This window comes from Rubinisphaera italica (assembly GCF_007859715.1).
GTDB lineage: Bacteria > Planctomycetota > Planctomycetia > Planctomycetales > Planctomycetaceae > Rubinisphaera > Rubinisphaera italica.
Map to the genome: position 1 here is coordinate 6,257,429 of NZ_SJPG01000001.1, position 25,195 is coordinate 6,282,623.

At 44.0% G+C, this 25,195-nt stretch carries 24 protein-coding genes; 10 read left to right on the forward strand and 14 right to left on the reverse strand.

The genetic code is table 11. The features are described from left to right. Positions 1 to 126: 126 nt before the first annotated feature. From Pan54_RS23895 to Pan54_RS23940, 10 genes are all read left to right on the forward strand, one after another. On the forward strand, positions 127 to 822 hold the full coding sequence (locus tag Pan54_RS23895) for a hypothetical protein (RefSeq protein WP_146505948.1): 696 nt from the start codon (positions 127 to 129) through the stop codon (positions 820 to 822). 218 nt (positions 823 to 1,040) lie between these two features. Then, the gene (locus Pan54_RS23900) at positions 1,041 to 2,669 is read left to right on the forward strand and encodes a DUF11 domain-containing protein (RefSeq protein ID WP_146505949.1); all 1,629 of its coding nucleotides are present in this window, start codon (positions 1,041 to 1,043) and stop codon (positions 2,667 to 2,669) included. A 187-nt stretch (positions 2,670 to 2,856) separates the two neighbouring features. Next, positions 2,857 to 3,270, forward strand: a complete 414-nt coding sequence (locus tag Pan54_RS23905) for a hypothetical protein (RefSeq protein ID WP_146505950.1) — start codon at positions 2,857 to 2,859, stop codon at positions 3,268 to 3,270. Between the two features lie 118 nt (positions 3,271 to 3,388). Continuing rightward, a complete protein-coding gene (locus Pan54_RS23910) occupies positions 3,389 to 4,357 on the forward strand; it encodes a glycosyltransferase family 2 protein (RefSeq protein WP_146505951.1) in 969 nt (322 codons plus the stop codon). A gap of 698 nt (positions 4,358 to 5,055) precedes the next feature. Next, positions 5,056 to 5,619, forward strand: coding sequence for an REP-associated tyrosine transposase (locus Pan54_RS23915; RefSeq protein ID WP_146505952.1), 564 nt, complete (start codon positions 5,056 to 5,058; stop codon positions 5,617 to 5,619). Between the two features lie 212 nt (positions 5,620 to 5,831). Further along, complete coding sequence (locus Pan54_RS23920) at positions 5,832 to 6,581, forward strand: FRG domain-containing protein (protein ID WP_146505953.1); 750 nt, start codon at positions 5,832 to 5,834, stop codon at positions 6,579 to 6,581. Between the two features lie 850 nt (positions 6,582 to 7,431). Further along, a protein-coding gene (locus tag Pan54_RS23925; protein ID WP_449314306.1) for an IS630 family transposase occupies positions 7,432 to 8,567 on the forward strand; the annotation gives its coding sequence in 2 pieces (ribosomal slippage) (positions 7,432 to 7,870 and positions 7,870 to 8,567; 1,137 coding nt in all). A gap of 87 nt (positions 8,568 to 8,654) precedes the next feature. Continuing rightward, positions 8,655 to 9,113: a hypothetical protein gene (locus Pan54_RS23930; RefSeq protein ID WP_146505954.1), complete on the forward strand. Its 459-nt coding sequence runs from the start codon at positions 8,655 to 8,657 to the stop codon at positions 9,111 to 9,113. Positions 9,114 to 9,659: 546 nt separating this feature from the next. Next, positions 9,660 to 10,979: a site-specific integrase gene (locus tag Pan54_RS23935; protein ID WP_146505955.1), complete on the forward strand. Its 1,320-nt coding sequence runs from the start codon at positions 9,660 to 9,662 to the stop codon at positions 10,977 to 10,979. Further along, positions 10,976 to 11,221, forward strand: coding sequence for a hypothetical protein (locus tag Pan54_RS23940; RefSeq protein WP_146505956.1), 246 nt, complete (start codon positions 10,976 to 10,978; stop codon positions 11,219 to 11,221). The genes Pan54_RS23935 and Pan54_RS23940 overlap by 4 nt, the downstream gene beginning before the upstream one ends. A gap of 935 nt (positions 11,222 to 12,156) precedes the next feature. Here the strand turns inward: Pan54_RS23940 and Pan54_RS23945 are convergent. From Pan54_RS23945 to Pan54_RS24010, 14 genes are all read right to left on the reverse strand, one after another. Continuing rightward, the gene (locus Pan54_RS23945) at positions 12,157 to 13,722 is read right to left on the reverse strand and encodes an AAA family ATPase (protein WP_165441949.1); all 1,566 of its coding nucleotides are present in this window, start codon (positions 13,720 to 13,722) and stop codon (positions 12,157 to 12,159) included. 113 nt (positions 13,723 to 13,835) lie between these two features. Further along, a complete protein-coding gene (locus Pan54_RS23950; RefSeq protein WP_146505958.1) occupies positions 13,836 to 14,057 on the reverse strand; it encodes a hypothetical protein in 222 nt (73 codons plus the stop codon). A 51-nt stretch (positions 14,058 to 14,108) separates the two neighbouring features. Next, positions 14,109 to 14,309, reverse strand: coding sequence for a MerR family transcriptional regulator (locus Pan54_RS26890; RefSeq protein WP_146505959.1), 201 nt, complete (start codon positions 14,307 to 14,309; stop codon positions 14,109 to 14,111). Positions 14,310 to 14,923: 614 nt separating this feature from the next. Then, entirely contained in the window at positions 14,924 to 15,745 is an 822-nt protein-coding gene (locus Pan54_RS23960; RefSeq protein ID WP_146505960.1) for a hypothetical protein, read from the reverse strand. Positions 15,746 to 15,875: 130 nt separating this feature from the next. After that, positions 15,876 to 16,643, reverse strand: a complete 768-nt coding sequence (locus Pan54_RS23965; RefSeq protein ID WP_146505961.1) for a hypothetical protein — start codon at positions 16,641 to 16,643, stop codon at positions 15,876 to 15,878. 11 nt (positions 16,644 to 16,654) lie between these two features. Next, positions 16,655 to 18,379: a hypothetical protein gene (locus Pan54_RS23970; RefSeq protein ID WP_146505962.1), complete on the reverse strand. Its 1,725-nt coding sequence runs from the start codon at positions 18,377 to 18,379 to the stop codon at positions 16,655 to 16,657. 47 nt (positions 18,380 to 18,426) lie between these two features. After that, positions 18,427 to 18,612 (reverse strand): hypothetical protein, encoded by a 186-nt coding sequence (locus Pan54_RS23975; protein WP_146505963.1) that lies wholly within the window; start codon positions 18,610 to 18,612, stop codon positions 18,427 to 18,429. Between the two features lie 68 nt (positions 18,613 to 18,680). Continuing rightward, entirely contained in the window at positions 18,681 to 19,088 is a 408-nt protein-coding gene (locus tag Pan54_RS23980) for a hypothetical protein (RefSeq protein ID WP_146505964.1), read from the reverse strand. A 76-nt stretch (positions 19,089 to 19,164) separates the two neighbouring features. Continuing rightward, on the reverse strand, positions 19,165 to 19,605 hold the full coding sequence (locus Pan54_RS23985; RefSeq protein ID WP_146505965.1) for a phage tail tube protein: 441 nt from the start codon (positions 19,603 to 19,605) through the stop codon (positions 19,165 to 19,167). Positions 19,606 to 19,644: 39 nt separating this feature from the next. Further along, positions 19,645 to 23,223, reverse strand: coding sequence for a LamG domain-containing protein (locus tag Pan54_RS23990; RefSeq protein ID WP_146505966.1), 3,579 nt, complete (start codon positions 23,221 to 23,223; stop codon positions 19,645 to 19,647). A 4-nt stretch (positions 23,224 to 23,227) separates the two neighbouring features. After that, positions 23,228 to 23,653 carry an HK97-gp10 family putative phage morphogenesis protein gene (locus tag Pan54_RS23995; RefSeq protein ID WP_146505967.1) on the reverse strand — a complete coding sequence of 142 codons (426 nt, stop codon included), beginning with the start codon at positions 23,651 to 23,653 and terminating at the stop codon, positions 23,228 to 23,230. Further along, positions 23,653 to 23,982 carry a phage head closure protein gene (locus tag Pan54_RS24000; protein ID WP_165441950.1) on the reverse strand — a complete coding sequence of 110 codons (330 nt, stop codon included), beginning with the start codon at positions 23,980 to 23,982 and terminating at the stop codon, positions 23,653 to 23,655. The genes Pan54_RS23995 and Pan54_RS24000 overlap by 1 nt, the downstream gene beginning before the upstream one ends. A gap of 26 nt (positions 23,983 to 24,008) precedes the next feature. After that, positions 24,009 to 24,557: a head-tail connector protein gene (locus Pan54_RS24005; RefSeq protein WP_165441951.1), complete on the reverse strand. Its 549-nt coding sequence runs from the start codon at positions 24,555 to 24,557 to the stop codon at positions 24,009 to 24,011. Positions 24,558 to 24,830: 273 nt separating this feature from the next. Then, complete coding sequence (locus Pan54_RS24010) at positions 24,831 to 25,172, reverse strand: hypothetical protein (RefSeq protein ID WP_146505970.1); 342 nt, start codon at positions 25,170 to 25,172, stop codon at positions 24,831 to 24,833. Positions 25,173 to 25,195: the final 23 nt, after the last annotated feature.

The following is a 25,195-nucleotide window of genomic DNA, read 5'->3' on the forward strand; positions in this document are numbered from 1 at the left end:
CAAAGTTGTTTGCAGACGTATCCCTTCCTTCGCAAACAAAGTTTTCCCTTCACAACACCTGGAACGACTGACGGAACTCTTCCGCACGTCCGACCTTTCTCACTTTTCAATAATGTGGTTCCTCCCATGAGAGCAATCGCCTGGTTCCTGATTCTCAGCGGAACGGTTTTGACCTCAAACGTAGATCGTTTGCAGGCTCAGGATCGATTTCCCGATCAGCGATACTATCACCCCCTCAATCATCATCACATGCCTCCCGGACAGGCAGGCATGTGGGCCGGTGCCTTGGGACGAGCAGACCTGTGTTACTTCCAACCCGTGCAGATTCGCCTGCCGGCCAGTGGTCAGGTCACCTTCCTGCAATCACAGACACATCCCGCTCCCGTCGCAGCCTCACCTGCTCAGGCAGGCTTCATGGTCGGCCCGTTGTATCGGATCAAACTCTCGAACATCGAAGGGTATCCGGGTCTGGAATTATATCCGACACTCGAACTGATGGACCGCCTTCATCCCCCTGCTCATCTGCGTCAAACCTATCCGATCCCTGTCGATTTGACCCAAGAAGACATCGAAAAAGCGGCTCAGGATCAGCTGGTCACAAAAATCATCTACATCGAACAGCCCGATATCGCTCTGCCTCATTCTGAAGAAGAACGAATTCGCGAAGAAGAATTACCGAAGAACAGAAACTTATTGGAAGAGGCCGACCTGCGTGGCCGTCCGGTATTAATCCTCCGCATCGGCGGAAGAATCCCCAGTCCACACGAGTTGAACGATCCCAGAATCATGCCACCACTCCCACTGGAGTTTGTGACAGAGTAAAGGCGTAGGGTGCGTCCTGACGCACCAAAATTAAACGCTGATTTCAAAAAACAATTGAACAACCAATGGGTGGCACGTCCCAGAACGAAGTGATGGGCGTGGCGATTACAAAAACCACGCCCTTCGCGATGCTCAGGGGCGTGCCACCTGGTCAAATTAAAATTTCCCGATCATAAAACCACTGCCATCTCAATCACGATAACTCAGCAGGTCTCACCATGTTGAAATTAAATATGCCTTCCTGGCGAACTGCACTTCCTGTTCGAATCGGACTAGGTGTCCTTTTATGTGCGAATTATTCGTGCAGCAACTCGAAAGAGATGGTCAGCCACGATCCCTTTGCCCACGATAATCCCTCGGCTCAATTAGCCGCTCAGGAAAATACACTGGGAAATCATAAGACACTCGAAACCGCGGGCATTCCCTTCGAGAAACAACAGGTGGCTCAATCGCAGGTTCCACCACAAGTGGTCGCCTCTTTGCCTGTGCAGCAGACTGCCCCTCAGGCTACCGAAACGGATGGCAAGGTTCACCTGAAAAGTGAATGGCCAGCCATTTCTGAGCAGACTGTCGGTTACAAAGCTCCCGAGATGTCAAAATATCAGGACATGCCAACAGCAGCACTTCCACCAGGAGGCTACGAACGCCCTATCGGCGAATCCGAGCAGTGGTATCAAACCGCCAAAAAGACTCCAGCTCAAACCACTGAGAAAACCGAGATCATCCAAACCGCTTACGCAGACCAGACCAAAGAACCGGTTTACCAGTCTCCCTTCGAACCCGATGCCGACTTCACACCCGCCGAACCGCGAGAACGAATCGAAACAAACCGAGGCGGACAATACGAAGAGAATTCCGGTCACGCCACCATGGCCTGCCCACCCTTCCCCGGTCAGCAAGCCTGCAGTCCACAAGCCTGTGAAGCCTGCGATCCCGCATTCTATCCCGACGAATACATCTGCGACGGCGGTGACCGCAAAGTTCCCGTCCACTACAGTCCCGGCACACGCGAAGGACTCGACACTCAAGATACAATTGCTGAATATCAGGATGACACCGGCGAGCATCACATGAAGCCGACCAATGAAGTTTGTGTCTATGCTCCTCGATTTGGAGCCGTGAAATCGACGACGGGAAGTTCGGAAAATCTGGGCATCGATAAAGCACTCGGAGCCTATGAAAGCGTGAACGGTCTGGCGGTCAACACCCGCATCAAGCCGAATATGGAACAACAAAAAGAACAGATCAACGCAGCCGTCGTGCGAAGTCGCGCCAGTGGACTCGAAACCGAAGAAGTCACTTTGGGCGTGAATCAGGCGACCACTACTGCCGATCACACCAAGCTCGAAAACACAAACACCGATTACGGTTTCAGCGGACAGGTCGCCATGGATCGCTGGCAAACTCCAGTCGGTTTCGACGGACGCCAGGCAGCCGCCAGTTGGTCTCGTGAACAAAGCCCCGTTGCCGTGGCGACTGATGTTGGCGGGACCGAAGTTTACAGCTGGTTCCGTCCCGAAGAACTGGTCGGACTCGAAGACAAAAAACGGATCGGCGATCTGTATGTCGACAAATCAGCCGACAAACGCGATGCCGTCACCGGCGATATCATCACCTTCACAATTCGTTTCCGCAACACGGGCGAACGACCTCTGTACAATGTGCAGTTGATCGACAACCTCACCCCGCGACTCGAATTCATCGAAGGCACTGCTACCTCCGACCGCAACGGCCGACTGGTCGTCGAAGACAATCAGGAAGGCAGCCTGATCCTCAAATGGGAACTCTCCGAAGAAATCGAGGGCAACTCCGGCGGCACCGTCACCTTCCAGGCACGCGTTCGATAAAGTCGGGATTAGGGTTTCAAATCCTGGGTGGCACGTCCCAGAACGAAGTGATGGGCGTGGTGGTTGCAACTAACCACCACGCCCTTTTTCGTTGAGTTGAAATGGTTGGCTGGGGTCTCAGCGCAGCCAACCACTGTTATAGAGATATCATTAAACGAGATGTCTAGTTTAAGTTATGTGAGATTTAATGAAAGCCATTAGCACGGCAGGACTCAAAAATCATCAAGCCGAATTAGACGGAGCAATGATTCGTCTTGAGGTTGAACGTTTTACCACATTGCTTTCAAAAGCGGGGATAGAAAGTGTGCGAGTATGGTGCAGCTATAACCCGGACTTACCGGACGACAGTCCTTTCCAGTCTCCTGAAGCAACCGTGCCACCGGAGTCTGTAATGAGATTCCTGAATGATGCCATCCGCAATAACGTCTGGCATTTTGGAGACTCGTGGAACCGTTCAGGCATCGAGGGTGTTGATGGATCATTCAAGTTCTTCCTTGGAAACGACAAAGACATAACGCTTGAAACTGTTGTTATGTTTTTGTTTGATAGAACTAGAACAGCTTGGGAAAAAGCTGGCTACGAGATTGCCTACCATGATTGAGTCCATTCGGATGGCTGGGGTCGAAGCGCACTGAAGCCACCAGAGTGGTCACTCGCCTGATCCAACCACACACGATACACTCTTAACATTCGAATTAATGTTAATGAGGAGTCTCCGCGTGTTGTCGATTATTGTTCCCGTATTCAACGAAGAAGAGTCTCTGGCCGAGCTTCGCTCTCAAATTTCCGCCTCCTGCACAGCCAGTCAAATCGAGTACGAAGTCATCTTCATCGATGATGGCTCATCCGACTCCTCCTGGTCAATCATCGAAAAACTTGCTGGAGACCATCCCGAAATCTCCGGCATCCGCTTCCGTCGCAACTTCGGCAAAGCCGCTGCGCTGACAGCCGGGATGGAAGCCGCTCGGGGCGAGTGGCTCATGATGATGGATGCCGACCTGCAGGACGATCCGGCTGAAATCCCCAAATTCCTCGACAAAGCCGCCGAAGGGTTCGATGTCGTCAACGGTTGGAAAGAACGCCGTCTCGATCCCTGGCACAAGGTCTACCCGAGCCGCGTCTTCAACGGGATGATCGGCAAACTGACCGGCCTCAAACTGCACGACCACAACTGCGGACTCAAACTATTTCACAGCGATGTCGCCAAAGAAATCCACATATACGGCGAACTGCACCGCTTCATCCCCGTACTCGCCTACTCGCGCGGCTTTCGCGTGACCGAACTGGTCGTCAATCACCGCCCCCGTCAATTCGGACATTCCAAATACGGCGTCATCCGATTCCTGCGCGGCTTCCTCGATTTACTGACCGTCGTCTTCCTCATCGGCTACGGACAGCGCCCGCAACATATGCTCGGAGCGATCGGCCTCTTCTTCTTCGCCCTCGGCATCCTCGGCTTCGGCTACCTGACTCTGATTTGGGTCCTCATGAACATCTTCGAAGCCATCCCCATCACCCCCATCGGCACCCGCCCCCTCCTCGCCTACTCCACAGCCGCAACCATCCTCGGAGCCCAAGCCATGTCCCTCGGTTTACTTGCCGAATTGATTGTAGCCAATACGGTTCATCACCGAGCAACGTTCAGTGTTCGAGAACGGGTTGGAGAAAACACTTCGATTGACTTATAAACCCCGGGTGGCTGGGGTCGAAGCGCAGCGAAGCCCCCAGATAATTTGACGTCATGAATCAAAAGAAAATCCATCGAAGTAACATCCACGAATCAGGTCACGCTCATGAACTGACATTCTCCTGCTATCACCGTTATCCCTTCTTAAAAGCTCAACTCGACGAGCGGCGTAATACAATTTTGGAATTTGCGGTATGACCGAACCATCAAATCGTAAGGATAAGTCATATGCAGAGAGGCAGACAAGGACAATTGCAATTATGGGGATTTTGTTACCGTTTGTGACATTAGCATTTGGACAATTGGGGTCGTACCTTCAGTATCTACAGACCGTTTCATTCGATCAATTAATTTTCACTGCTATCTTCTTGACTCTTCTCGGATGTCTCCCCGTAAGTATTTTGATTGCTGTGGTGATTATTATCTCGGCCAAGTTTCAGAGTGAGAATTACAATGTGTTGCGGGCGATTCTGGTAATATCGTATTTTATTATTTTACCATGGGCAATATATGCTGGAAGATGCACTATATTTTAGGAACTACTGACTACCTCCGTGACCGGGTCGCAGGGTGGACCGACCGACTTTGTCGTTGGGTGCTGCAAGCACAAGATGACTCACCATTCGCGCTTCATGTCTATTGAACAGCGTCGGGTGGCTGGGGTCGCAGCGCAGCGAAGCCCCCAGATAATTTGACGTCATGAATCAAAAGAGAATCCATCGTATTAACATCCACGAACCAGGTCACGCTCATGAACTGACCTACTCATGCTATCACCGTTATCCCTTCTTGAAAGCCGAACGATGCTGTCAGTGGCTGGCTGATTCGATTGCCAATGCACGCCAGAAATATCAGTTTCACCTGTGGGCGTATGTCTTCATGCCGGATCACGTTCACATGATCATCTCTCCCAACAAAGAGTTCACGGATCTTTCAACAATTCGCAAAGCAATCAAACAGCCTGTTGGTCAATTAGCAATCGAATATCTAATTCAACATTCTCCTGAGTGGTTACCAAAAATCACTCGATCACGTGGCAAAAAGTCAGAGCGACTCTTCTGGCAATCCGGGGGAGGATACGATCGGAATATCGTCACTTCAAAATCATTGCTCTCCATGATTGACTATATTCACGCAAATCCCGTTCGCAAAGGTTTGGTGAAGCAAGCTTCCGAATGGAAATGGTCGAGCGCGTCCTGGTATTTGAACTCTATCGATGGGCCACTTTCAATTGATCCGATTCCCAAAGACTGGTTGGAATAATTAGAATGAGCTATAAACTCTGGGGGCTCCGCTGCGCTTCGACCCCAGCCACCCATCGATAACCTGTTAAGGTAGTATTTTTTTATCCGTCTTCTCTTTCTTGCAAATTTGTTGACAATCTATTTGTGTTTGTTAAGAATTTTTACTTTTTCAAAGTAAATTAAATATAAAGAAAGATTTCTGTCTGATATTATATTAGTAAGTGAATAATCATGGCAACAATTATTTCAAACGTAGCCGAACTCGTTGGTGTTGCCAACTCGTTGCGGGCAGAATGGAACGGAGAAATCTGGTGGCGAGGTCAGTCTTCCCAAATGTATTCTCTGATGCCCAGCGTTTACCGCAATGAACGTGGCACTCGTGGCGAGCAAAATCTGTCGTTGCGATTTCAGCAATATTCTCGTACACGACACCCCACGTGTCCAACGCATGACGATTACAGCTCGTGGTTGTTTTTAGCTCAACACTACGGGTTGCCAACACGACTTCTCGATTGGTCCGAATCCGCACTCGTCGCATTTTTCTTTGCCGCCAATGGCAACGCAAATACTGACGCATTGTTGTACGCGCTGCATCCCCGCGAAATGAATCGAATTACTAATGGTGATCACACGCTGATACCTGTTTCTGCTTCGCCGGCAAATGAGTTATTCCGTGGAGCATTCGATGATAGATTTAACTCTGAAAAAACTGTTGCAATACTGTCCCACGAAATTGATAACCGCATGCTCATCCAGCAAAGTGCATTCACACTTCATGGAACGTCTCGAGATTTGCGGGAAATCGAAGGAGCATCTTCTATTATTCGCAGCTACACAATTCCTTCGCAATCAAAACCACAAATAATTGCCGAACTTGCATCACTTGGCATACGAAGGAGAACACTCTTTCCTGATCTTAATAATCTCGCTGAAGACCTCAAGCAGTTGGTGTTCTCAGAAACAGGCTTTAGAATTGCATAACAATGTGTTGCACACAGACACTTGTAAATCGAGTGTAATCTCCACGTGGGTAGCCCCGTCAGGTGTCTGTGGTCAAAGCGCAGCGACGGGTGGTTGGGGTCGAAGCGCAGCGGAGCCCCCAGAATTATTGACGTCATATATCAAAATGAAAACCCATCGAAGAAACATCCACGAGCCGACTGCCATGTCCACGCTTGCCGTGGACATGGCAGTTTTGACATGGATGATTTCAAAGAGAAATGAATCCTGTACAGATCTCTTGATTTAACGTTAAACTGACATTCTGAAAAATGACGATCAGGATGAATTCCTTCACGCATTGCATGCTTCCACAAGTGTGAGCATGGCACTCGGCACCATTCCTCATTTGCCAGCAGGGACTTTGTTTGATCGCACGAAAATTTGATTTCATGAAGATGCCCCGGTTCATGGTCATGTTTTATTCGCTTTTGTGAGTCATACTGTTAATCCAGTGTCCTTGACGTCATGCTTTAATCGCACTGGCAAAGTCAGTAGAACTTTGCAAAACAAACCTGATATTGACTGTTTTTTGTGAACGTAGCTATTGTTAAATAGATTCTTGAGTAATGTCCATCATAAAAATGGGAGTAGATAATGCGAACTATTATGCTTCTTCTTGTTAGTCTGAGTATATTCCCGTCGCAGCCTATGGCTGAGGAATTACACGCACCGCAGGAAATAGTAACGGAAGATCACGGCACGCCAAGGATCCCGTTATTGATCGAATTAAAGATGGCTAGTACCTCGATTCATTTGATTTTGTCTGTTGATCAATTTTGAGTAATGAATTATTCCTCGCATGTCTGTTTTGATTCAGGGAGGAATCGCGATGAATAAGAAGTATGTGGTGCGGTTGGATTCGGCAGAGCGGGATTTACTGGAGGCCATCGTTCTCAAGGGGAAGGCGGCGGCTTACAAAATTAAGCATGCTCATATCCTGCTCAAGGTGGATGCCGAGGGACCTGGCTGGTCGGATGAGAAAACAGCCGAAGCATTCGGGTGTCATCTCAACACGGTCAAGAATGTCCGGCAGCGACTTGTGGAAGGAGGGCTGGAAACGGCCCTGGAGCGAAAGAAACAGGAGCGTCCCTCCCGTCAGCCCATTTTTGATGGCGAGAAAGAAGCTCGGTTGATCGCAACATCCTGTAGCCAGGCGCCGGAAGGCCGTGCGGCCTGGACGTTGGAGTTACTGGCCGATCGGATGGTCGAGTTGGAAATTGTGGAGAGCGTGTCACCGACAACAGTTGGTCGGACGCTGAAAAAAACGAGTTGCAGCCTCATCGCCGCAAATGCTGGGTGATTCCTGCCAAAGAGAATGGCGAGTTTGTTGCTCGGATGGAAGATGTGCTGGACATTTATCAGTGGGAGTACGACGAAGAATATCCGGTGGTGTGTATGGACGAGCAACCGATGCAACTGATCAAAGAAACCCGGCAGCCGCTTCCCTGTGAACCGGGGAAGCCTGCCCGATATGACTACGAGTACGAACGAAACGGAACCGCCAACCACTTTCTGTTTACCGAACCGAAAGCGGGCTGGCGAAAAGTGAGCGTGCGTCCGACCAAGACGCGTCGCGACTGGGCCACCGAGATCAAAGCGTTGCTCGATGAAGAGTATCCGAATGCGGAAATGGTGATTCTGGTTTGCGACAATCTGAATACTCACACCGTGGGGGCGTTGTATGAAACATTTGAACCGGCTGAGGCGAAGCGCCTGGCCGACAGGATCGACATCCGATACACGCCCAAACATGGGAGTTGGCTGAATGTCGCCGAGATCGAATTGAGCGTGTTGACCAAACAATGTTTAACGCGACGCATCCGAGATATTGAAACATTGAGCCGCGAAGTGACAGCTTGGATGAACCATCGCAACGAAAGCCAATCGGGTGTCGACTGGCACTTTACAACCAGCGAGGCTCGTATCAAACTCAAACGCTTGTACCCACAATATCAAATGAATTGAGGTACTAGTATCCCATCACATAAACTTACTTCCCTGGAATTCCTTGGGGATCATTATGAAGTCCTAGATCCTGAAAAAACTAAACAATTGGAAGAAGTGATTCCCCAATGGATGATCGAATCAACTACGCTGACTGATTTGGGCCTGGCAGTGTCATTCCAAAGTGGAGGTGAAATTGCATTAAGAGTTCTTCAAAAAGATAACAAGGCATCTATCGAACGGCGAAGCATTGGGCATCAGATTTTATTGACCCCTGAGAAAATCATTGAAAACCAAATCGTTTTAAGATTGTCGCACGATCATTCAGAAGTCAACTTTGACAAGATGGGCAAGCTTAATGGTTATGACTATCCAGGAATTGTTTCCCGGAGAGTAATGGCAGCGTTTAAAATTACTCCTGGCGAAACCGTACTTTTCACCAGTCCAGGGAGAAGTCAACCACTAGATCCAATAGATAAAGCGACTTCCCCCGCCCCCCTTGCGGAGACTGTGGTGATTCTCGTCACGATTAAAAAGACAGACTATGGCCCGAAAGAGAAAAATTAATAAGTCAGGCATCGCAGGGCAGCGCGACCGATTATGTGGGTTGGGGCTTGGAGTGATAATGTGAATTTATCCTGCGGTTACTGATTTTAATGGGGGCTATCCATCCCAAAAGGCAGCCCATCGTTAAACACTGAGTCTAAGAGGACGAAAACAGAATGACTTCGTCGCGTTCTCAGACAACAAGACGTCAGAACTGGGCTCTCCGTTTGGAGATTGAAGATCAATTGCTGATCAATTGACAGGGAGCGAGAACGGTGAGGCAGATTGTGTTTTCAGCCCCCAATCGACAAAGTCTGCAGGCAGCGCAGGCAGCATGTGCTGCCGTATTGTCCAGAGCTTGTGTACACCGTAAAAAAACCACCTAAAACGTAAAGTTTTCAGTGGTTAATAGTGTACAAGATTGGGCAATACAGGACTCGAACCTGTGACCTCTACCGTGTGAAGGTAGCGTCTCCCTATAAATATAGGATATTTTTGACATTTTGCAACAATTTGTTGCAGTTTTTGTTGCAAAATTTGTTGCAGACCTGTTAATTTGAATCGCTATTGGTTCTGCAACAAATGCAACAAATTTTCGGTAAATCAGGAATGTCAAAAATGGTCGGGACAGTCAAATTAACTTACATCAAATCTCAAAAACGATACACAAAAATGGTGAAGGGAAATCGCTGGTACTCGACCTCACCACTAAGCCAATCAGATGCAGATTTTGCGAAAGCTTTAACCGAGTTTACTCTCTGGAAAAAACAGCAATCTTCGCCTGATAAATTGCCGTCTGATATTCGTAATTCGTTACAACGAATGCGTGATACTGGCATTTCAACTTATTCAGAATTGGCTGAACATCTGGAACAACGTGCGATTGCAGGCGATGAATTAAACACAGTTGATTTACGTCCGTATGGTCACAGTGATGCCTCTCAAGCAATCTTTAATCATCAAGCTGATCAAGGCGAGTTGCGGCGTACTGGTGGTATCGCAACTTATGGACAAGCACTGACTGAGTTTGAAGCCTTCAAAAAATTAATTGTTGGTGATGCCAAATGGTCAACCCTTAACTCGAAATTTGCCTTCATTCGTCCATATCTTCAGAACATCGAACTTGGCAAAATATCATTGCAAGAATGGGAAAAACTTTTTGCAGCAATCAAGACAAATAAAAATTGGTCTCCAGCAACAGCAGGTGACACGTTGATTCTGACACGATCATTTTTTAAATGGTTGCACGAGACGACACGAGCCAGCACACCACCATTTGTGACTTCTTCGATTTACAAAATTGATAAAGAGTACAAGCAGATCGAGTTTTTCAGTGTAGAAGAAATTGAATTGATAATGGCAGCAGCAACACCAATACAAAAATTGCATTACCAATTGATGCTCAATTGTGGTATGACTGCTGCCGATCTTTCTGAGTTGAAACCATCTCAGGTCGATTACAAAAATGGAACTCTTACCAGAAGAAGAGGAAAGCACAAAAAAAATGCCTCTGCAAATATCCCAACAGTCAGATATAAATTATGGGATTGCTGTTTATCTGGATTACAAAAATTAGGAAACAAAACTGGGGAAAATGTTTTCTTGGCAGATGATGGAAAACCACTTTGCGGCAAATCTCGACGAGATAAAGTTGCTGATGAGTTTGACAAGATTCAAGAAACCACAGGCATCGAAAAGACTGTGAAATATTTTCGCAAGAGTGGAGCAAGTGCGATAGGCTCACACACTCAATTCAAAATCTGGCGTGAGGTTTATCTGGCGAATGTCCCCAAAGGAACCACCGATAAGCACTACGATGGCACAACAGAACTGCCAGCAGAGGTGACTGAACACATCAGGACATTTTTTAAGCTTGGGACTATATGAGTGACGAAGCGAAATCATGGATATCTTCATGGTCGGTGCAGATTTTCTTCGTCCTGATGGCTGTGGTGGTATTCTATTTTATGACTGCTGGATTTATTTGGGGATTCTTCAATGAGTATGGATCAGTGAGTCTTCGTGATAGTGTTTTCGCACCCGCTGCTCAAATCACAAAGCGTTCCATGTGGTATGCCGAATACACTGATTGGCAAAAATTATGGTGGTTGAAAAACATTCCAAGATAAGGATTACAAATTTTGTAACAAATCCCAAGCTCGTCAGATTCGCCCTGACGAGCTTTATTTTTTAACCCACTTACCACGCTTACACTTTAGCCCCCTCAACGCATGAGCGATTTCTGCGATCCTGACGAGCTTTTGGAAATCATTGTGGTTATTTGGGATGTGATGCGGATATTCTCCTTGCCAAATGTTGTGGCATTTTCTGCATAAGAGTCTCATCGAGTCTGGATTCCAAAAATCTTTGTAATTTTTGTGGTGAGTGTCGATCCCTGTATTGCCGCATATCTGACAGGTGCCTCTGTCTCGATGCCAGATGAATTTCCTGACTTGCTGCCATTTGGGCGAATTGAGGATGTCATCGTAATCAATGTAATCGTGCATACTTTATTTATGCAGATTCAAATAAAAAAGCAGATCAAGCGGCTTTCTTGCTCAATCTGCTCTGCAACTGCCATCATGCACGATTACAGTTGTGATCTTAATAGAGTGCTGTGGTTTTGGTTTTTCATATTCAATTCTGAAGATGTTATCTACTTAGCAATAAATTGAACCAGTCCTGAGTGACCAGTAACAGTCCTGCGAATCTTGTTTAATTGATCTGAATGGATATCACTCCAGCAATTGAAATAGTGAATCTGAGTGACTTCAGTAACAGTCCTGCGATTCTTATTGAATTGAACTGAAGGATATATCACTCAGCAATTGTTACAAATTTTTGAACTGAAAGTTCAATTTAATCTTACAACAGAATTACACAATCTTATGGCAAAGCGTCTGGGATGCTATGGCAAACGGAAGGGATCATAATCCCCCCTTCGGGGGATTTGATTCCCGTTAGCCTGCCCCAGAATCCCAGTAATATTGCCTGTTTTACAGTTTTACTATTTCTAGGGGGTGTAAAACAGAAAACCCTATATTTATAGGGTTTTCTAGTCACTTCAAATCGACGACTGTAAAACAGGATTGCCTCCAATCAGACTATAAATTGAGGCATTGTTCAGTCCTTTTTTCTTGACAATTGTTGAACCTGTTGCAGACAGATCATCGAGCATTTTTCTAGTCTTGTTCACGCCAAGATTAGCCCCAGTCCGAGACAACCAATCAGCCTTGACCCGATCCACCAACTCAGACTGATTCAACTCAACCTCATCTCCAAATGCTGCCAAAACACAATGCGTGAATTGATCATCATCAGTCGAGTTGTCGAAATAACCCACCAGTCCAGTGACTGCCTCACCATCTTGGAGATAATCTTCCAAAATTTGTAAACCAAATTTGACACAAATATCGTCAAACTCGATGCCACTTTTCTGTTTTTTGCAAACCAGTGTGCTTTTCTGTTGATCAGAATCAACCAATATTGACGTATCGATACCGCCTCGTAGATTACTCGCTCCACGTTCTCTCTCGGTCTGTGACCATCCTGTGTGATGCACAGTCATTATGTGAGCACCAGTTTTCAATCTCAATTTTTCAATGCTGTTAATGAATTTGCCGATTTCCTTATTATTGTCGCCATCGCCACTAAAATTTTTACTCAATGTATCGATCACGATCAGATCAGCATTTGAAATGCTGTTTTCAATGTGTTTAATACATTGATTGACGGCTGCCTCTGATGAAAAGTCATATGGGATAAACCGATATTGAAAATCGGCTCCTGATGGTCTTTCAATACCTCGACCTCTTATGATGGCTTCAGCCCTCAATTCAAAATCGTCGGCACCTTCAGCAGCGATATACCAGACCTTCCCTTTTTTACAGGGAATCGAGCCAAGAAAATCAGTGCCTGTTGCGACTGATAAGGCAAGATCAATGGCAAGCCATGTTTTGCGGCACCCGGGCGAACCAAACATACAACTAATCTGATTGCGTCTTATAAGCTTACTCACAAGCCACTCAGGACGTACGTTATCGATTCTGTCGCCTAGAGCGTAGGAATCAGCCTCTACGTCTACACATGAGACGGAGACCGCCTCTGAGACAGATTGAAGTAATGTCTCTGCCGATTCAATGCTGTGTGGTTTTTTAATGTACTCAGAGATTCCTTTTTTAATCAGAGACAATCTCTGAAATTCTGCCAGTTTCTTCTGGCAATATTCGAGACTCGATACATTCGGCTCAAAATAATCATAAAGTGTTTTAACGTCTGCTAAGTAATACAGAGCGTTTTTGTCGTCTTTCAATTTTTCCTTGATCTCATTTACCACCACCTCACGAGGTGGCACATCGCCAAATTCTTCAAAGTAGCTTACCGCTACTTCTGCCAATAGAGCATGAGTATTATTGACAAAGGATTTTGGCGAGATGCCAGCTTTGCAAAATCCAGCAAGGAGTGGTCCGCCATTTTTAATCAGCAATACTGCAATCGTCTGTTGTAATGCCTCATCCTGCTCAAAGACATCAATTGATGAAGAGTCATATGAGTCAGGGTCTTTCAGATCGGGATCATTATTCCAATCGATCTGTTCAATATTTTCAGTTTGTAAATTTTCTGCAATCACGATATTATATACCTATACCTTACAGTGCTGCACCATGCATACACTGTCTTGTGGCTCCACACCACAACTCACTTAACCCTGCTGACACAATCAGCAGGGTTTTTTATGGTTATTCAACTTTCATTATGAAAGTTTTTCTTATACCATTGGAAAATACCAGACTCAGCAACACCTTTTGCCTCACGATATGGTATCCCCAATAACTCAGTGAGTTCATTTGTGATGATGTCTTCAAGCTGATTTAGATTATGCTTTTCATATCTTATTTCTTGCTCTTTTGCTGACTCCATAAGATCTTGGAATGATCTTATCTCAACCTTTGTTTTTGTGTTCATATTTATTCTTTCATTATTGTTGCCATACTTTCAGGCAATGGCTTTTTGTTTTCAAACCGAAAGCTTTCGATTCTTGCGATCAATCCATATCTGATACACAGCAGAATTCCTAATTCGCTCGATATCTGACTCCGTGTAGTACAGTCGCTTCCCTACCCTTGTCCCACAATCAAGAGAACCTCTTGATTGCCATGCCGCCAGTGTTGTATATGGTGGCTCAAGCTGAGTTGCAATCTCTGATAATAGTTTCATTCTTTAATACTCCTTTTGTGAATGTAATATTATAGTATCTATTATACTATTTTAAGAAATTACTGCAATTTCTTAAATTATCCTGCATAGATATTTGCATGAGATACTTAACTTACGACGATTATTTGAATTCCGAAATTTGGGACCAAAAGCGAAAAGCCGTCTGGAAGCGGGCAAAAGGCAAGTGTGAGCAGTGCCAGCGATGGGGCAGACGTTGCCATGTGCATCACACAGAATACCCTGATATTCTAGGCTCTGAGGAGCTTGATACGTTGAAATTGCTGTGTGAGCAATGCCATGAGCTTGCCCACGAAAACGACATCAAGCAGATGACGTGGGCAGATTTAATTGTAAGATTCGCTGAACTTTAGACTTTAGGACCAAAAATTCAGCGAACAAGAAGTGGGGAGTGGATGTTTCCACTTCCAATCAGCATTGAAGGTTTTTGATATTTACTTTAATTGTAATAATCAAATCTTTGAATACAATAAAAGCCACCAGAATTAACTGGTGGCCTATTATTTGTCAGTCAGCAAAATAAATATTCTTTGTGTGGACCAACAATAGTAAATTGAAAAGCATCCTTCAAAAACGATCAGAACAGCGATACCCTGCTAAATCATAGCTATAATTTTCTTGCAATTTTTCTTAATTTCTTTTTTTATGGCTTCACTGCTTTGCTCTCTTGCCCATCCTTCGTGCTGCCCCGGTCTCACTTCGTCTCGATCTCTTTCCAAGGCTTTCATGCAATTCTTAACGCAGTCGTGAATACCAATCAGCTTATCTTTCGAAATATTTCTGCCTTGAGACCTAGATGATACATAATTTGCATACTTTATAATTTCACCAACGACATCTTTTTTACTTGTGTCTCGATCCATATGATATTTAGTAGCCCCCTTTGATTCCCTACGATTGACATCATCCTCTTTTATTATTTGATAACCAGCCTTGATGAACGAGAGTGGCCCTCGGTAGTATATGTTTTCAATCTTTTCAGCGTGATGGCCTGAGATTAAGTAATACCCTGCGGATTTCTTTGAATAATTGACAGCAACATAGTGCTTATATCCGTATGATCTCGGAAGTAGATCAGCTGCTACACCACTAGCGTTTCTCTCATTCCATCCAATAGTACCGAAATAAAAGGTGTCGATGTTTGCTTTTGCATTAAATTCGTCATAAAGTTTTGCGATTTTCGCCAAGTCGACTCCCAGTTGATGCAGTTTTCTTCTCAACTCTTCTTCATCTCCGAGGGCAATTTTTATTGGAGCAAGAATATCTCCTTCATTGAACTCCTTACTGAAAAACACAACGTCGTATTTTTCGTATATTTTTTTTTCTTGGTCTTCTCTTGGCGAGAATGCGTTTGTTTCTGTGCTAGGCATTAAGATGCAAGCCGACATTAATACAATCACAATTCCAAAAACTTTCATTTCGATCGTCTCCTTCAAAAATAAAAATCATTAATGCACACATGTGCAACCACATCACATGTGCAACAATATCACATGTGTACTGTCACACAAGTGGTCATTCAAGGATTCTGTAAATCTTAACATATACTTAATCCCCCTCGACAAAAGCCTCACTCAAATCGATCTCTTCAAATGGTGGTGGATCAACAGCACTCCATGCTTCACCATCCCAAAATTGGTTGTGAGTGTGATCGTGCAACACATCAAAATTAAAAGTGATTTTGTAACGATCTGAAGCATCAGTTGTGAAGGTTTTCGATATTGAAGGTGAAGCCATTAGAACCCGACCTGCTTCAATTGCTGGATAGCTAGGAATCGTCAATTCCTCCGAATTGACCTTACCCACATAATCAGTCAAATCTGGTAAAGTTGTCATATGCTTCGATATAGAAACAGATGATTGCACAACTTTCTTTGATGGCGTGATGCCTTCAAGCTTCTCACCAGATCGAGTGCCCTCTGTGAATTCATATGATCCCTCTTCAAGACTGATTGCATCAACTCCAGTTGACACAGAAAGATCGCCCAATTGCAAAGACGAAGAACCATTCTCTTTTTCTTCTTGTTCTTGGGTTTCAACATCAGGGACACCATAGTTGATGGTGAGGATAATTCCGCCACGAGTATTTTCAAATTCGTGAGAAAAGGAACCAGACATAGCCCAAAGACCAGTTGCAGCATTTCTTGCTGGTAAGGAAAATGATCCCAAGTACCAGCCGCCAACAAAAGAACGTAGTGCAGACCATGCAACATCAGCAGCAGGAGTTGAACCATCAGCAGTCACAATATAATCTTGACTATACGATGGACTCTCCCGATTCCATTCCACGTTTTCTTTAAGTAACGCTATCCCCATTTTCCTCCAGACTAAGCAAGTAACAATTGCTTTGATTTCTTCATTTCGTCGAGTTGTTTAACACCATTGGTGGCGATCATTTTAAGTTGATCAAGCTGTTGAGCCGCTTTATCTTTTGTATTTAAAGCAGCTTGTTGAATGCTTTTTGAGACACTATCGAGAGAAGAAAAAGTTCCTGCATTAGAGGAACTTGATTTCTCATCTAGTGTATCGAGGGCATTTTGAGCCGCTTTTTCATATGTCGATTGATCAATCAAGCCACTTGCAAGCAAGCTATCTAATTCGCCAATCTGATCTTGAACTTTCTCAATGTCGGTTTTTGTTGACTCGATAATCTGCTCTGCTTTCGATTGCATTTTTTCGTGCTCTGCTTCTGCCTCTTTCATCGCTTCGGTTTGCTCGTTAAGCACAGTCAACTGCTGTTGAAGTGCTTCGGCTTCTGCCAATACTGCTTGAGTTGCACCATCTTGAGCAAGTTGATAGAGCTTAGCTTGATCTGAGGACATTCCAAAAGTTGCAATCTGTTGCTCAAGTGAATCGATCAACTCATATACTGAGTTGTTAGCTTCGTTGACGGCACCCTCAACACCAGTTGAGACATCTTGCATTGAGTTGACTGTTGCTTCTGCTGATTCTCTGCTTTTTGCTGCCATGTCTTCAAAGGCTTGAGTGATTTTTGATGAGCCTGATTGACCAATGAATGAGTCACCTAGTGCATTCCAATCTTCAGATGCCTGATCCCACATTCCGTCAGTGAATACAGCAAGATCGTCTCCACCTGATGTGGAACCTTCACCATGTATCAGGTTCATCACTTTCTGTAAGCCAAGCCCCAAATATTTCACTGGAACCAAAATAAGAGAAATGGCACGATTTGCAGCGTACTGCATCAACTCCCATCCCATTGAAACCAGTTCGAGCATGTCAGCTAAGTAAGCTAATGAACCAATTGCAGGATTCATTGCATTGGGAACTTCAGCACCATTGCTTGACATCGATTGAGTGAAATTTGTCATGGCAGTTGCAGCCATCTCAATCACTGGAATCAGTTGTATTGCCATTTTCTTCTTCAAGTTATCGAACAAGAAACCCATCTCTGCAATGCGATCATTTGCAGACTCAACTTGAGCAAGTTCGATTCGATCAAAATTGCCCCCAAGTTCATCACTTTTTTGCAACAATTGATCGATGCCCTCAGCACCTTGCCCCAGAAACAATTGCAATTCCTGTCCTTGTCTCCCGAATAAGGCATAAGCAGCAGCGGCACGCTCAGTCGCATCTGGTAATTCTTTAATCTTTTGGGAGATCGTTTTAAGAACATCAATTGTGCTCATTTTTCCAAGATCGTCAGCAGACAATCCGAATTGCTCAAGAGCTTTTTTGCCTGCACCAAGCCCTTGCTTTGCTTCGCCAATACGACGAACCAGACGTTGCAAACCTTTTTCCAAGGTTGAAGCGTCTGAGCCGCTTAAACCTGCTCCAAGCTGTAACGCAGACAATTCACCAACTTTAAGATTTAAGGTATCTGCGGTTTTTGCAAGACGATCCAAATCAGTCATTGCAGATTTAACGCCAGACTTGAGAGCAGAAAAACCAAGCCCAAGCCCCATAACACCAACTAAGCCGACAAAGGCAGTTTTTAAACTGCCGATGCCGCTCCCCAAGGTACCGACAGTACCTCTCAGATTCTTTATGTTTTTCTCAGCCTTGCCCGTATTGGCGATAGCATTGATCAAGATGTTCCCTACGGCTCCCATACCTTATATATGGGAGATTGTAGGTTTTATTTTGCGAGCAATTTAAATGCCCGATCCATCACAGCTTTTTGTTGATCTTGGTTTTGATCATTTACAATTTTTGTAATTGGCATGAAATCGGCAGGCACTTTCTTATTGTCCTTATGTGCCAAGTTCGCAATCAATGAACAAAGCATTCCTGTCTGAATCCAGCTATCGCTGTAACCAGCCATCAAGCAAGCTTCTTCTAATTCAACTGAATTCCAAGTGTTTTCGATTACTGATGGCGGAAGTCCACTACTCACAGCAATTGATAAGATTCGCTGCCGTCTGGGGCAGCTTCTGAGTTTTTTTCCAAGTTCGCCCGCTCAGCTTTGGTAAATGGATTCACCCTCATTGCTGCCTCAAGCAATCGCTCAACATATTGAGAATTGAGACCTTCAATATTTTCCAAATCATCTTCATCAAAAATCAGTTTGCCACGAGAATCGCAAGTTGACCAAATCAACAAATGGTTTTTGAATTGTTGTTTCAATTTGTTATCGAATTTGCCTTTTTGAAGTGACAATGCCAACTCAATATTGAGCGATTCCAAATCACTATATTGTCTTGCAGTAACAGGACGTACCCAGAGCGATTCTCCGCCCCAAAGGTCTGCAACTTCTCGGGTGTCTACTTGAGTTGATTTAAATATTTTATCTTTATCCATGTGCCTCCTTATTGTTGTAATGAAAGAGGAGTAGCTACACCGCTACTCCGAGAGAAGAAAATAACCACGCCAATGGTTATGCCTTTGTGATCAAGCCAGAAATCTGAACTGAGCAAGATGCACTCAATAAGTCATCGAATGAAGATACTGAGATATCGAAGTTCTTCAAAATGCCATCGAATGAATAAATTGCTGGAGTCGCATCAGCAAATGTGACTTTGAAACCAACAACTGCAGGGTTAATCACAAGATCACTCAATGCACTGTGACTTGCATTGTCAGGATCGAAATGCAAGTCGAACGATAATGTACCACCGCCTGTCATCCCAGCAATATATTCACGTGCCGCACTGGTGAGGTGTGTTGATTCGGGAGTGCTGACCTCACCAAAAGATGGACCTGTGATACTTTTAACTTCGCCGATCACTGTATATGTATCAGTCGCAAACTCGACTGATAATGTTGTTCCTTTTGCCTTTATTGCCACGCTGCCCCCTAAATTTCTAAATTTCTGCAAGTGTTCTTTGCAGTTATTTAGTGGTGCTACGATCAAATTTTATGGCGTAAGGCAAAGCACGGAATATTGTTGCCTGATTATCTTTTCACCTTTGTCGGTTGCGTCAATTGGTCTTGTCCATCGATCAAATTCATTGGTTAATCTGATTGACCAAATTTCAGAACCTGATGAGTTGCCTGTGTAATTTTCAAGACGTCCACGAACTTGAGCGGCAATTGGATCAATGGCAGAGTAATTATCGCCAACCACTTCGATTACAAAATTTGGAACAGAATACAGAACATCATCATTTAGCAATTCAAATTCAGATGTTGAAGATCGTCGAAACACAATGCTTGTCTCTGTCTCGTCTTGTGGTCTGCGGCGATGGACTGGAGCAATTCCAGACAATAAACCGACAACTCCAGCTTCTGGTTGACTTGTTGATGATCCAACAAGTGAATCCGAATTGCTTGGGATCGTCTCAGTGTGAGTGATGACAAGATCAATTGATCTCTGAAATTCTGGCGAATCAGAGGAGTCTACTGGAGTTGTCTCAATATCTTCGATGTTTTCAAATTCGATTGAGTAGACCTCAATTGATTTGAAATTGCCTGAATAGCTCTTGAGCAATGATCGCAACTCGTCATTGATCGCAATTAAAGAAGTGTAAGTGCTGGCAAACAAATCGATTTGCAATCGAGTTTTGACAACTCCAGAATTTGCAGACAAATCCCTGAGTGGGACAGAGGAAATTCGTGTAAATGTGCCACATGGTAAGGCAACAGTTCGTGGACGATATAGGGGATACAAATTGAAAGACAAATCTTGCAGTTGAACCCATCTTGAGAACTCCAACATCAATCGTTTTGGGATCAGATACGGTTTAATTCTGAATTGTGAGTTGCAATCAATATCAATCTCTGCCTGTCGAACCAGTTGTGGCACTAAGGACAATGAAGATTCACCCAAGACTGATAAGCCAGTTGAGTAAATCGAGTTGCCAGTGGCAAGCATGGAAGACACTGGGGTGATTACAATATTTGTAAATTGGCATCGTGTTGGACTTGCTGCAAAGATTGCTGAACAATCAATAGCTGAATTTGCTGGAGTTGTCTTTGTTGGTGTTCCAACAACCTGTAATTCTGGAGCAATCGCAAATAATGCGGATTGAACCTTACCAGCAATTGCAACAATTAAAGATTCTCCAGCGATCAATGATGATGCTGGATTAATTTTCCCACCAGCAACATCAAAAGTTGAATCTGTTACAAATATTGCATTCCCAGATGTTGTACGAGTCCCAACACATTCAACACCTTGTTCAGAGACAATTAAACAATGTGCTTTTCGGAAATGAGTTGCTGTTATCGTCATCGATGACGATGCGGAACAAATTGAAGCCGCTTCTTTGATTGTCAATGTTGTTTTTAAGGCAGTTCCTGAAGTGCTGGAAACTGCCTCAATGCTGGCAATCGCCGAATGAACCTTGCTTGCATCTCCAGATACAGAACCAGCACCCACAAATCCCACACTTGAACCATGAACCTCTTGAGCAGTTGCCGACATTGTTACAAAATTTGTAACAATCAGATTTGCTTGTCTAGCACGATGATTGTCTGCAACGAGTTCACTTGAGCAAGCTGTTGAACCACTTGCTTTGGTGGTTTTTTTGCCAGTCAATGACATTGAAGCAATGGCTTCAATTGTTGAAGAACCTGATTGAATACGAGTTGCAACACCTGTTGTTGCTGACGTTGTTGTTATTGCAGTTGCAACTTGTCTTGCTCTTGTGCCGTCTGCATCAGTTGATGAACTCGATTCAATTATTGAGTAGCAAAGATAATTGGTTGCTGCAACCGCAACTCCACCAGATTCACAACCGCCAGTTACCGTAACAGTATGAATCTTGCTGATTGAGATCAGAGATTCCCCACCTGTAACAATGCCACCAGATATTGTCGGGGAAAATAATTCTGATACTGAGCCACTAGCAAACAAACCGCCAGTTGATTCGATTACAATTATTGTAATTGGGGAAGTTGATCCAGAAACAACGAGACCACCAGCAATTTCAGGATTTACAAATTTTGTAAATGTTGAAATCCCAGCAGCAACAATCCCGCCAGAAGTATCATATTCAAATAATTTGCCAGCACTCGCAGCACCACCAGCTACAGCACCACCTGATCCAACTTCATTGAATACGTCAGGCTCAAAACAATAACCACGTTTGCTTGATAGTTGCTCAACTTCAGTTGTGTTCAATTCTTTAGTAAAAAACCTGAGGTCGTCGAGCCAACCAGTTAAATTGGTTCCGATTGTGATAGCAGATTCTGAATCATATTGTGGTCCATCGTTGAAATATCGTGTCAATTCCATGCTGACTGGTGATCCGTCAACATACATCGTGACACCAGATGTTCCAGTTGATGAATCGGTGGTGGTACCGTCCCAAGTGACACAAATATGTTTGCTGGTGGAAAGATCAACACTGCATGAGATAACATTGTCTTGATTGCTGGAATTCTTGATGATGAATTGGACTTGATCAGTTGCTCCTTCATAGGTCAAAATCCATTCGCTTAATGATCGATCAATAATTCTTGGATTGTCTGTATTATCAGACTGAATAAACATCGATATTGAGAATGGTGCATTGGTCTGAGCGAAATTTGCATTGACTGGAACAGTCAAAGTATCAGTGCCATCAAATACTAATGCATATTTGCCTTCCTTGATCTCACCACTAGCACCACTGTTGGTGATGGTGTGATTCTTAGCGAAGTCAAAAGTGCCACCAGAGTTGAATGATGGAATCAAAGCAAGTTCCAAATCAGCAGATTGGCAGGCAGGATTTACAACTGGTGGCTCTGTCTCTACTACTGTTGACACGCCACCAGCAACAATTCCACCACTTGCTGTCTCGTTGTAAGTTGTGGCACTAGATGCTGACCATTGCACACCGTCACCAGAATTATATAACTCTGACACCTCACCAGAAGTTAAAGCTTTGCCACCAAACAAAGAAAATTCTTGGACTGCACCAAAAGCATCGCCATAAATTTGTAACTTGTTTGTACCGATCCCTCGCACACCAGTTGACATCACCATTGATCCCGCTGATGTGCCATTAACATATGCTACAAATGTTTTGCTGCTGTGATCATAAGTGACAACAAGATGATTCCAAGCACCAGTAAAGGCAGTGCCGATATTGAATCCTACCGAAAATTCATCAAAATCTGCATAGTAATAGCCTTGCACCCTGTATTGTCCAGTGTTTCTCTTGTAGAAATACCATCCGTTTGCTGCTGTGCCAAATGTAAATACTCGATCATTGGAGCCAGCACCAGAGACATATAACCAACAGCTTACCGAAAAATCAGCATCGTCTGGTATAAAGTCATCAGTTGTATTTATTGCTCGATTACTACTACCAGTTGGACAGTATAAGTGTGGTCGACCACCAAAATTTGCAACATTCGTACCATTATCAATTGCTGTACTGCCTTCTAATGTAAGATGTACATCATTGCCTGATACATCATTTCCATTAGTAGTAAATGGAAAGTGTGCTGAATTGGCATTACCTTCGATGTAAGATTTTAATGCTGATGGAAATGTGTAATCTGGCATACTCTCACTTCTTACCTCGATAGTTATTCAACTCTTGAGCAATGATGCTGATTGCCTTACTCTTGGCTTCTTCACCTTTGGCATCGAGTGCCCGCTGAAATGGTCTCTGTGGTTCATTGTCGCCATTACCATTTTCGATGTATTGCAAATAGAATTCTTTGCCTGTTTTCTTTTCAAATCCTGCTCTTGTGTTACCAGCAAATAAACCAACCGTGCCACCAAGCTTTTTCACTACTTTTGCTGGCATCGCACGGACAACAATATTTTTCTTCGCATCGCCACTATCAACAGGCATATTTTCTTTGACCTCTTTTTGAATGACCTTTTGCCCTTCACGCAAACCTTTTTTACACATCTTTTTGAGGTCTTTTTTCTCAAGTTGATTAAGCTGTTTATCGAGTTCTTTAATCCCAGTAATTTGTAAATCCATTAATTAACCACCTCAATTGCTGTGCATTGATATTCTCGATTGCGACCACCAACATTGATGACAGATGAAAGATTCAGAATCTTTGTCCCGAACAATACACGATCATCTGTATTGAGATCTGCAATATCAGAACTGTATCTCACATAGATTGTATGTGTGATCTGCTCTTTTTGTTGCTGGTTTTCGATTGTCTCTTTGGCTGAGACTGGAATCACAGCAGCTTGTAGAGTCATCAACGTAGACCATGATTCCACTGATTCCCCATATTCATTTTGTTCTCGTGTCACTCGCTCAATTGTGATCCGATTTCGATATTTGCCACTCGCCATGTTTCGCCCTCTCGTGCAACCACACATTAAAATAAGTTCCATTTTTCTTGATTTAGCAATAACTGAATTGACCACGGGACATCTTTGATATTCAATGTTGTCACTGGTTCTCTCATTTCGTAAAGATGAGAAACCAGCATCAGCAGACAATGCTTTAATTTAGCTGGCACGTTTGCTGGCTCATGACCAGCAGTAAAATCAATCCAGATACCACCCATAACAGAATCATGTGATGGTTGCTGCAAAATCTTTAAGCGTCCGGGTACATTGCTCTCATCAACCTGATATTTGCTCGATGAAAGAACCTCACGCTCACCACTCAACTGATAAGAAATTTCATCAATTGTGATGAGTGGCGGAAATGGAACTTGAAAAACACCACAAGGAAATGCATCAATCTGCAGTCTGTATGATGTTGTGACAAGTGTTTTCTGAACTTCTTCTTCAATTGTCTCAGTTGCAACATTGATCAAAGATGTCAGATACACATCATCATCAGTGTGATCAATGCGGCAATGTCTTTTGACTGTTGTGAGGTCAACTGCGGTTGTCTCAGGAGCTACTAAGATATACATTGTCGAACCTCCCATTTCGGATTATCTGTGACAGGTGTTGCAACACCTGATTGCAATAATTGTATTGCATCAGATTGAGATGTTCCTGCTGGCAATTCAACGCCATCAACAACAGTTGACTCATTTAAATAAATTGTGATTTTATGATTTTCCATATCTGTATTTAGTGGCGAGATCAATAAAAAAAACCTGACGAGCCAAGGAAGAAAGGAATGGCTCGTCAGGAATAAACAAGATTGTAAAAGCGATATTTGCGACGTATCGATTACACATTTATTTAGTCTTTGATGTTCGTTTCTTTGTGGTCTTTTTTCTGGTTGTCTTTCTCTTTGTTGGCTTTTTTTCAACAACCATTTTGCCCATCTGATCGGCAACTTCAATCAAACATTCCTCTTGATATTGCCTTTCGTCTTCATCGAGTTCATTCCAATGAGCTATTGTCACGAGCATACCTTGATTAATCTGCATTTCAATCTCGTCTTGATCCCACTCTTTGGGGATTTCATCGAGGTTATCCGCAACAAGATAAGCTTGTCGTGCGTCGATTAGCTCATAACCAATATGAGCGGGGAAATATCGAATTCGATCATGTTCTATAATCAGTGAAACCAACATTATTTTTCTCCAATCAATAAAAA

Bases quoted from the DNA above. Each gene is read 5' to 3' on its own strand.
- Pan54_RS23895 (WP_146505948.1), top strand. From the start codon at position 127: ATGAGAGCAATCGCCTGGTTCCTGATTCTCAGCGGAACGGTTTTGACC.
- Pan54_RS23900 (WP_146505949.1), top strand. From the start codon at position 1,041: ATGTTGAAATTAAATATGCCTTCCTGGCGAACTGCACTTCCTGTTCGA.
- Pan54_RS23905 (WP_146505950.1), top strand. From the start codon at position 2,857: ATGAAAGCCATTAGCACGGCAGGACTCAAAAATCATCAAGCCGAATTA.
- Pan54_RS23915 (WP_146505952.1), top strand. From the start codon at position 5,056: ATGAATCAAAAGAGAATCCATCGTATTAACATCCACGAACCAGGTCAC.
- Pan54_RS23920 (WP_146505953.1), top strand. From the start codon at position 5,832: ATGGCAACAATTATTTCAAACGTAGCCGAACTCGTTGGTGTTGCCAAC.
- Pan54_RS23940 (WP_146505956.1), top strand. From the start codon at position 10,976: ATGAGTGACGAAGCGAAATCATGGATATCTTCATGGTCGGTGCAGATT.
- Pan54_RS23950 (WP_146505958.1), bottom strand. From the start codon at position 14,057: ATGAACACAAAAACAAAGGTTGAGATAAGATCATTCCAAGATCTTATG.
- Pan54_RS26890 (WP_146505959.1), bottom strand. From the start codon at position 14,309: ATGAAACTATTATCAGAGATTGCAACTCAGCTTGAGCCACCATATACA.
- Pan54_RS23960 (WP_146505960.1), bottom strand. From the start codon at position 15,745: ATGAAAGTTTTTGGAATTGTGATTGTATTAATGTCGGCTTGCATCTTA.
- Pan54_RS23965 (WP_146505961.1), bottom strand. From the start codon at position 16,643: ATGGGGATAGCGTTACTTAAAGAAAACGTGGAATGGAATCGGGAGAGT.
- Pan54_RS23975 (WP_146505963.1), bottom strand. From the start codon at position 18,612: ATGGCTGGTTACAGCGATAGCTGGATTCAGACAGGAATGCTTTGTTCA.
- Pan54_RS23980 (WP_146505964.1), bottom strand. From the start codon at position 19,088: ATGGATAAAGATAAAATATTTAAATCAACTCAAGTAGACACCCGAGAA.
- Pan54_RS23990 (WP_146505966.1), bottom strand. From the start codon at position 23,223: ATGCCAGATTACACATTTCCATCAGCATTAAAATCTTACATCGAAGGT.
- Pan54_RS23995 (WP_146505967.1), bottom strand. From the start codon at position 23,653: ATGGATTTACAAATTACTGGGATTAAAGAACTCGATAAACAGCTTAAT.
- Pan54_RS24000 (WP_165441950.1), bottom strand. From the start codon at position 23,982: ATGGCGAGTGGCAAATATCGAAATCGGATCACAATTGAGCGAGTGACA.
- Pan54_RS24005 (WP_165441951.1), bottom strand. From the start codon at position 24,557: ATGTATATCTTAGTAGCTCCTGAGACAACCGCAGTTGACCTCACAACA.
- Pan54_RS24010 (WP_146505970.1), bottom strand. From the start codon at position 25,172: ATGTTGGTTTCACTGATTATAGAACATGATCGAATTCGATATTTCCCC.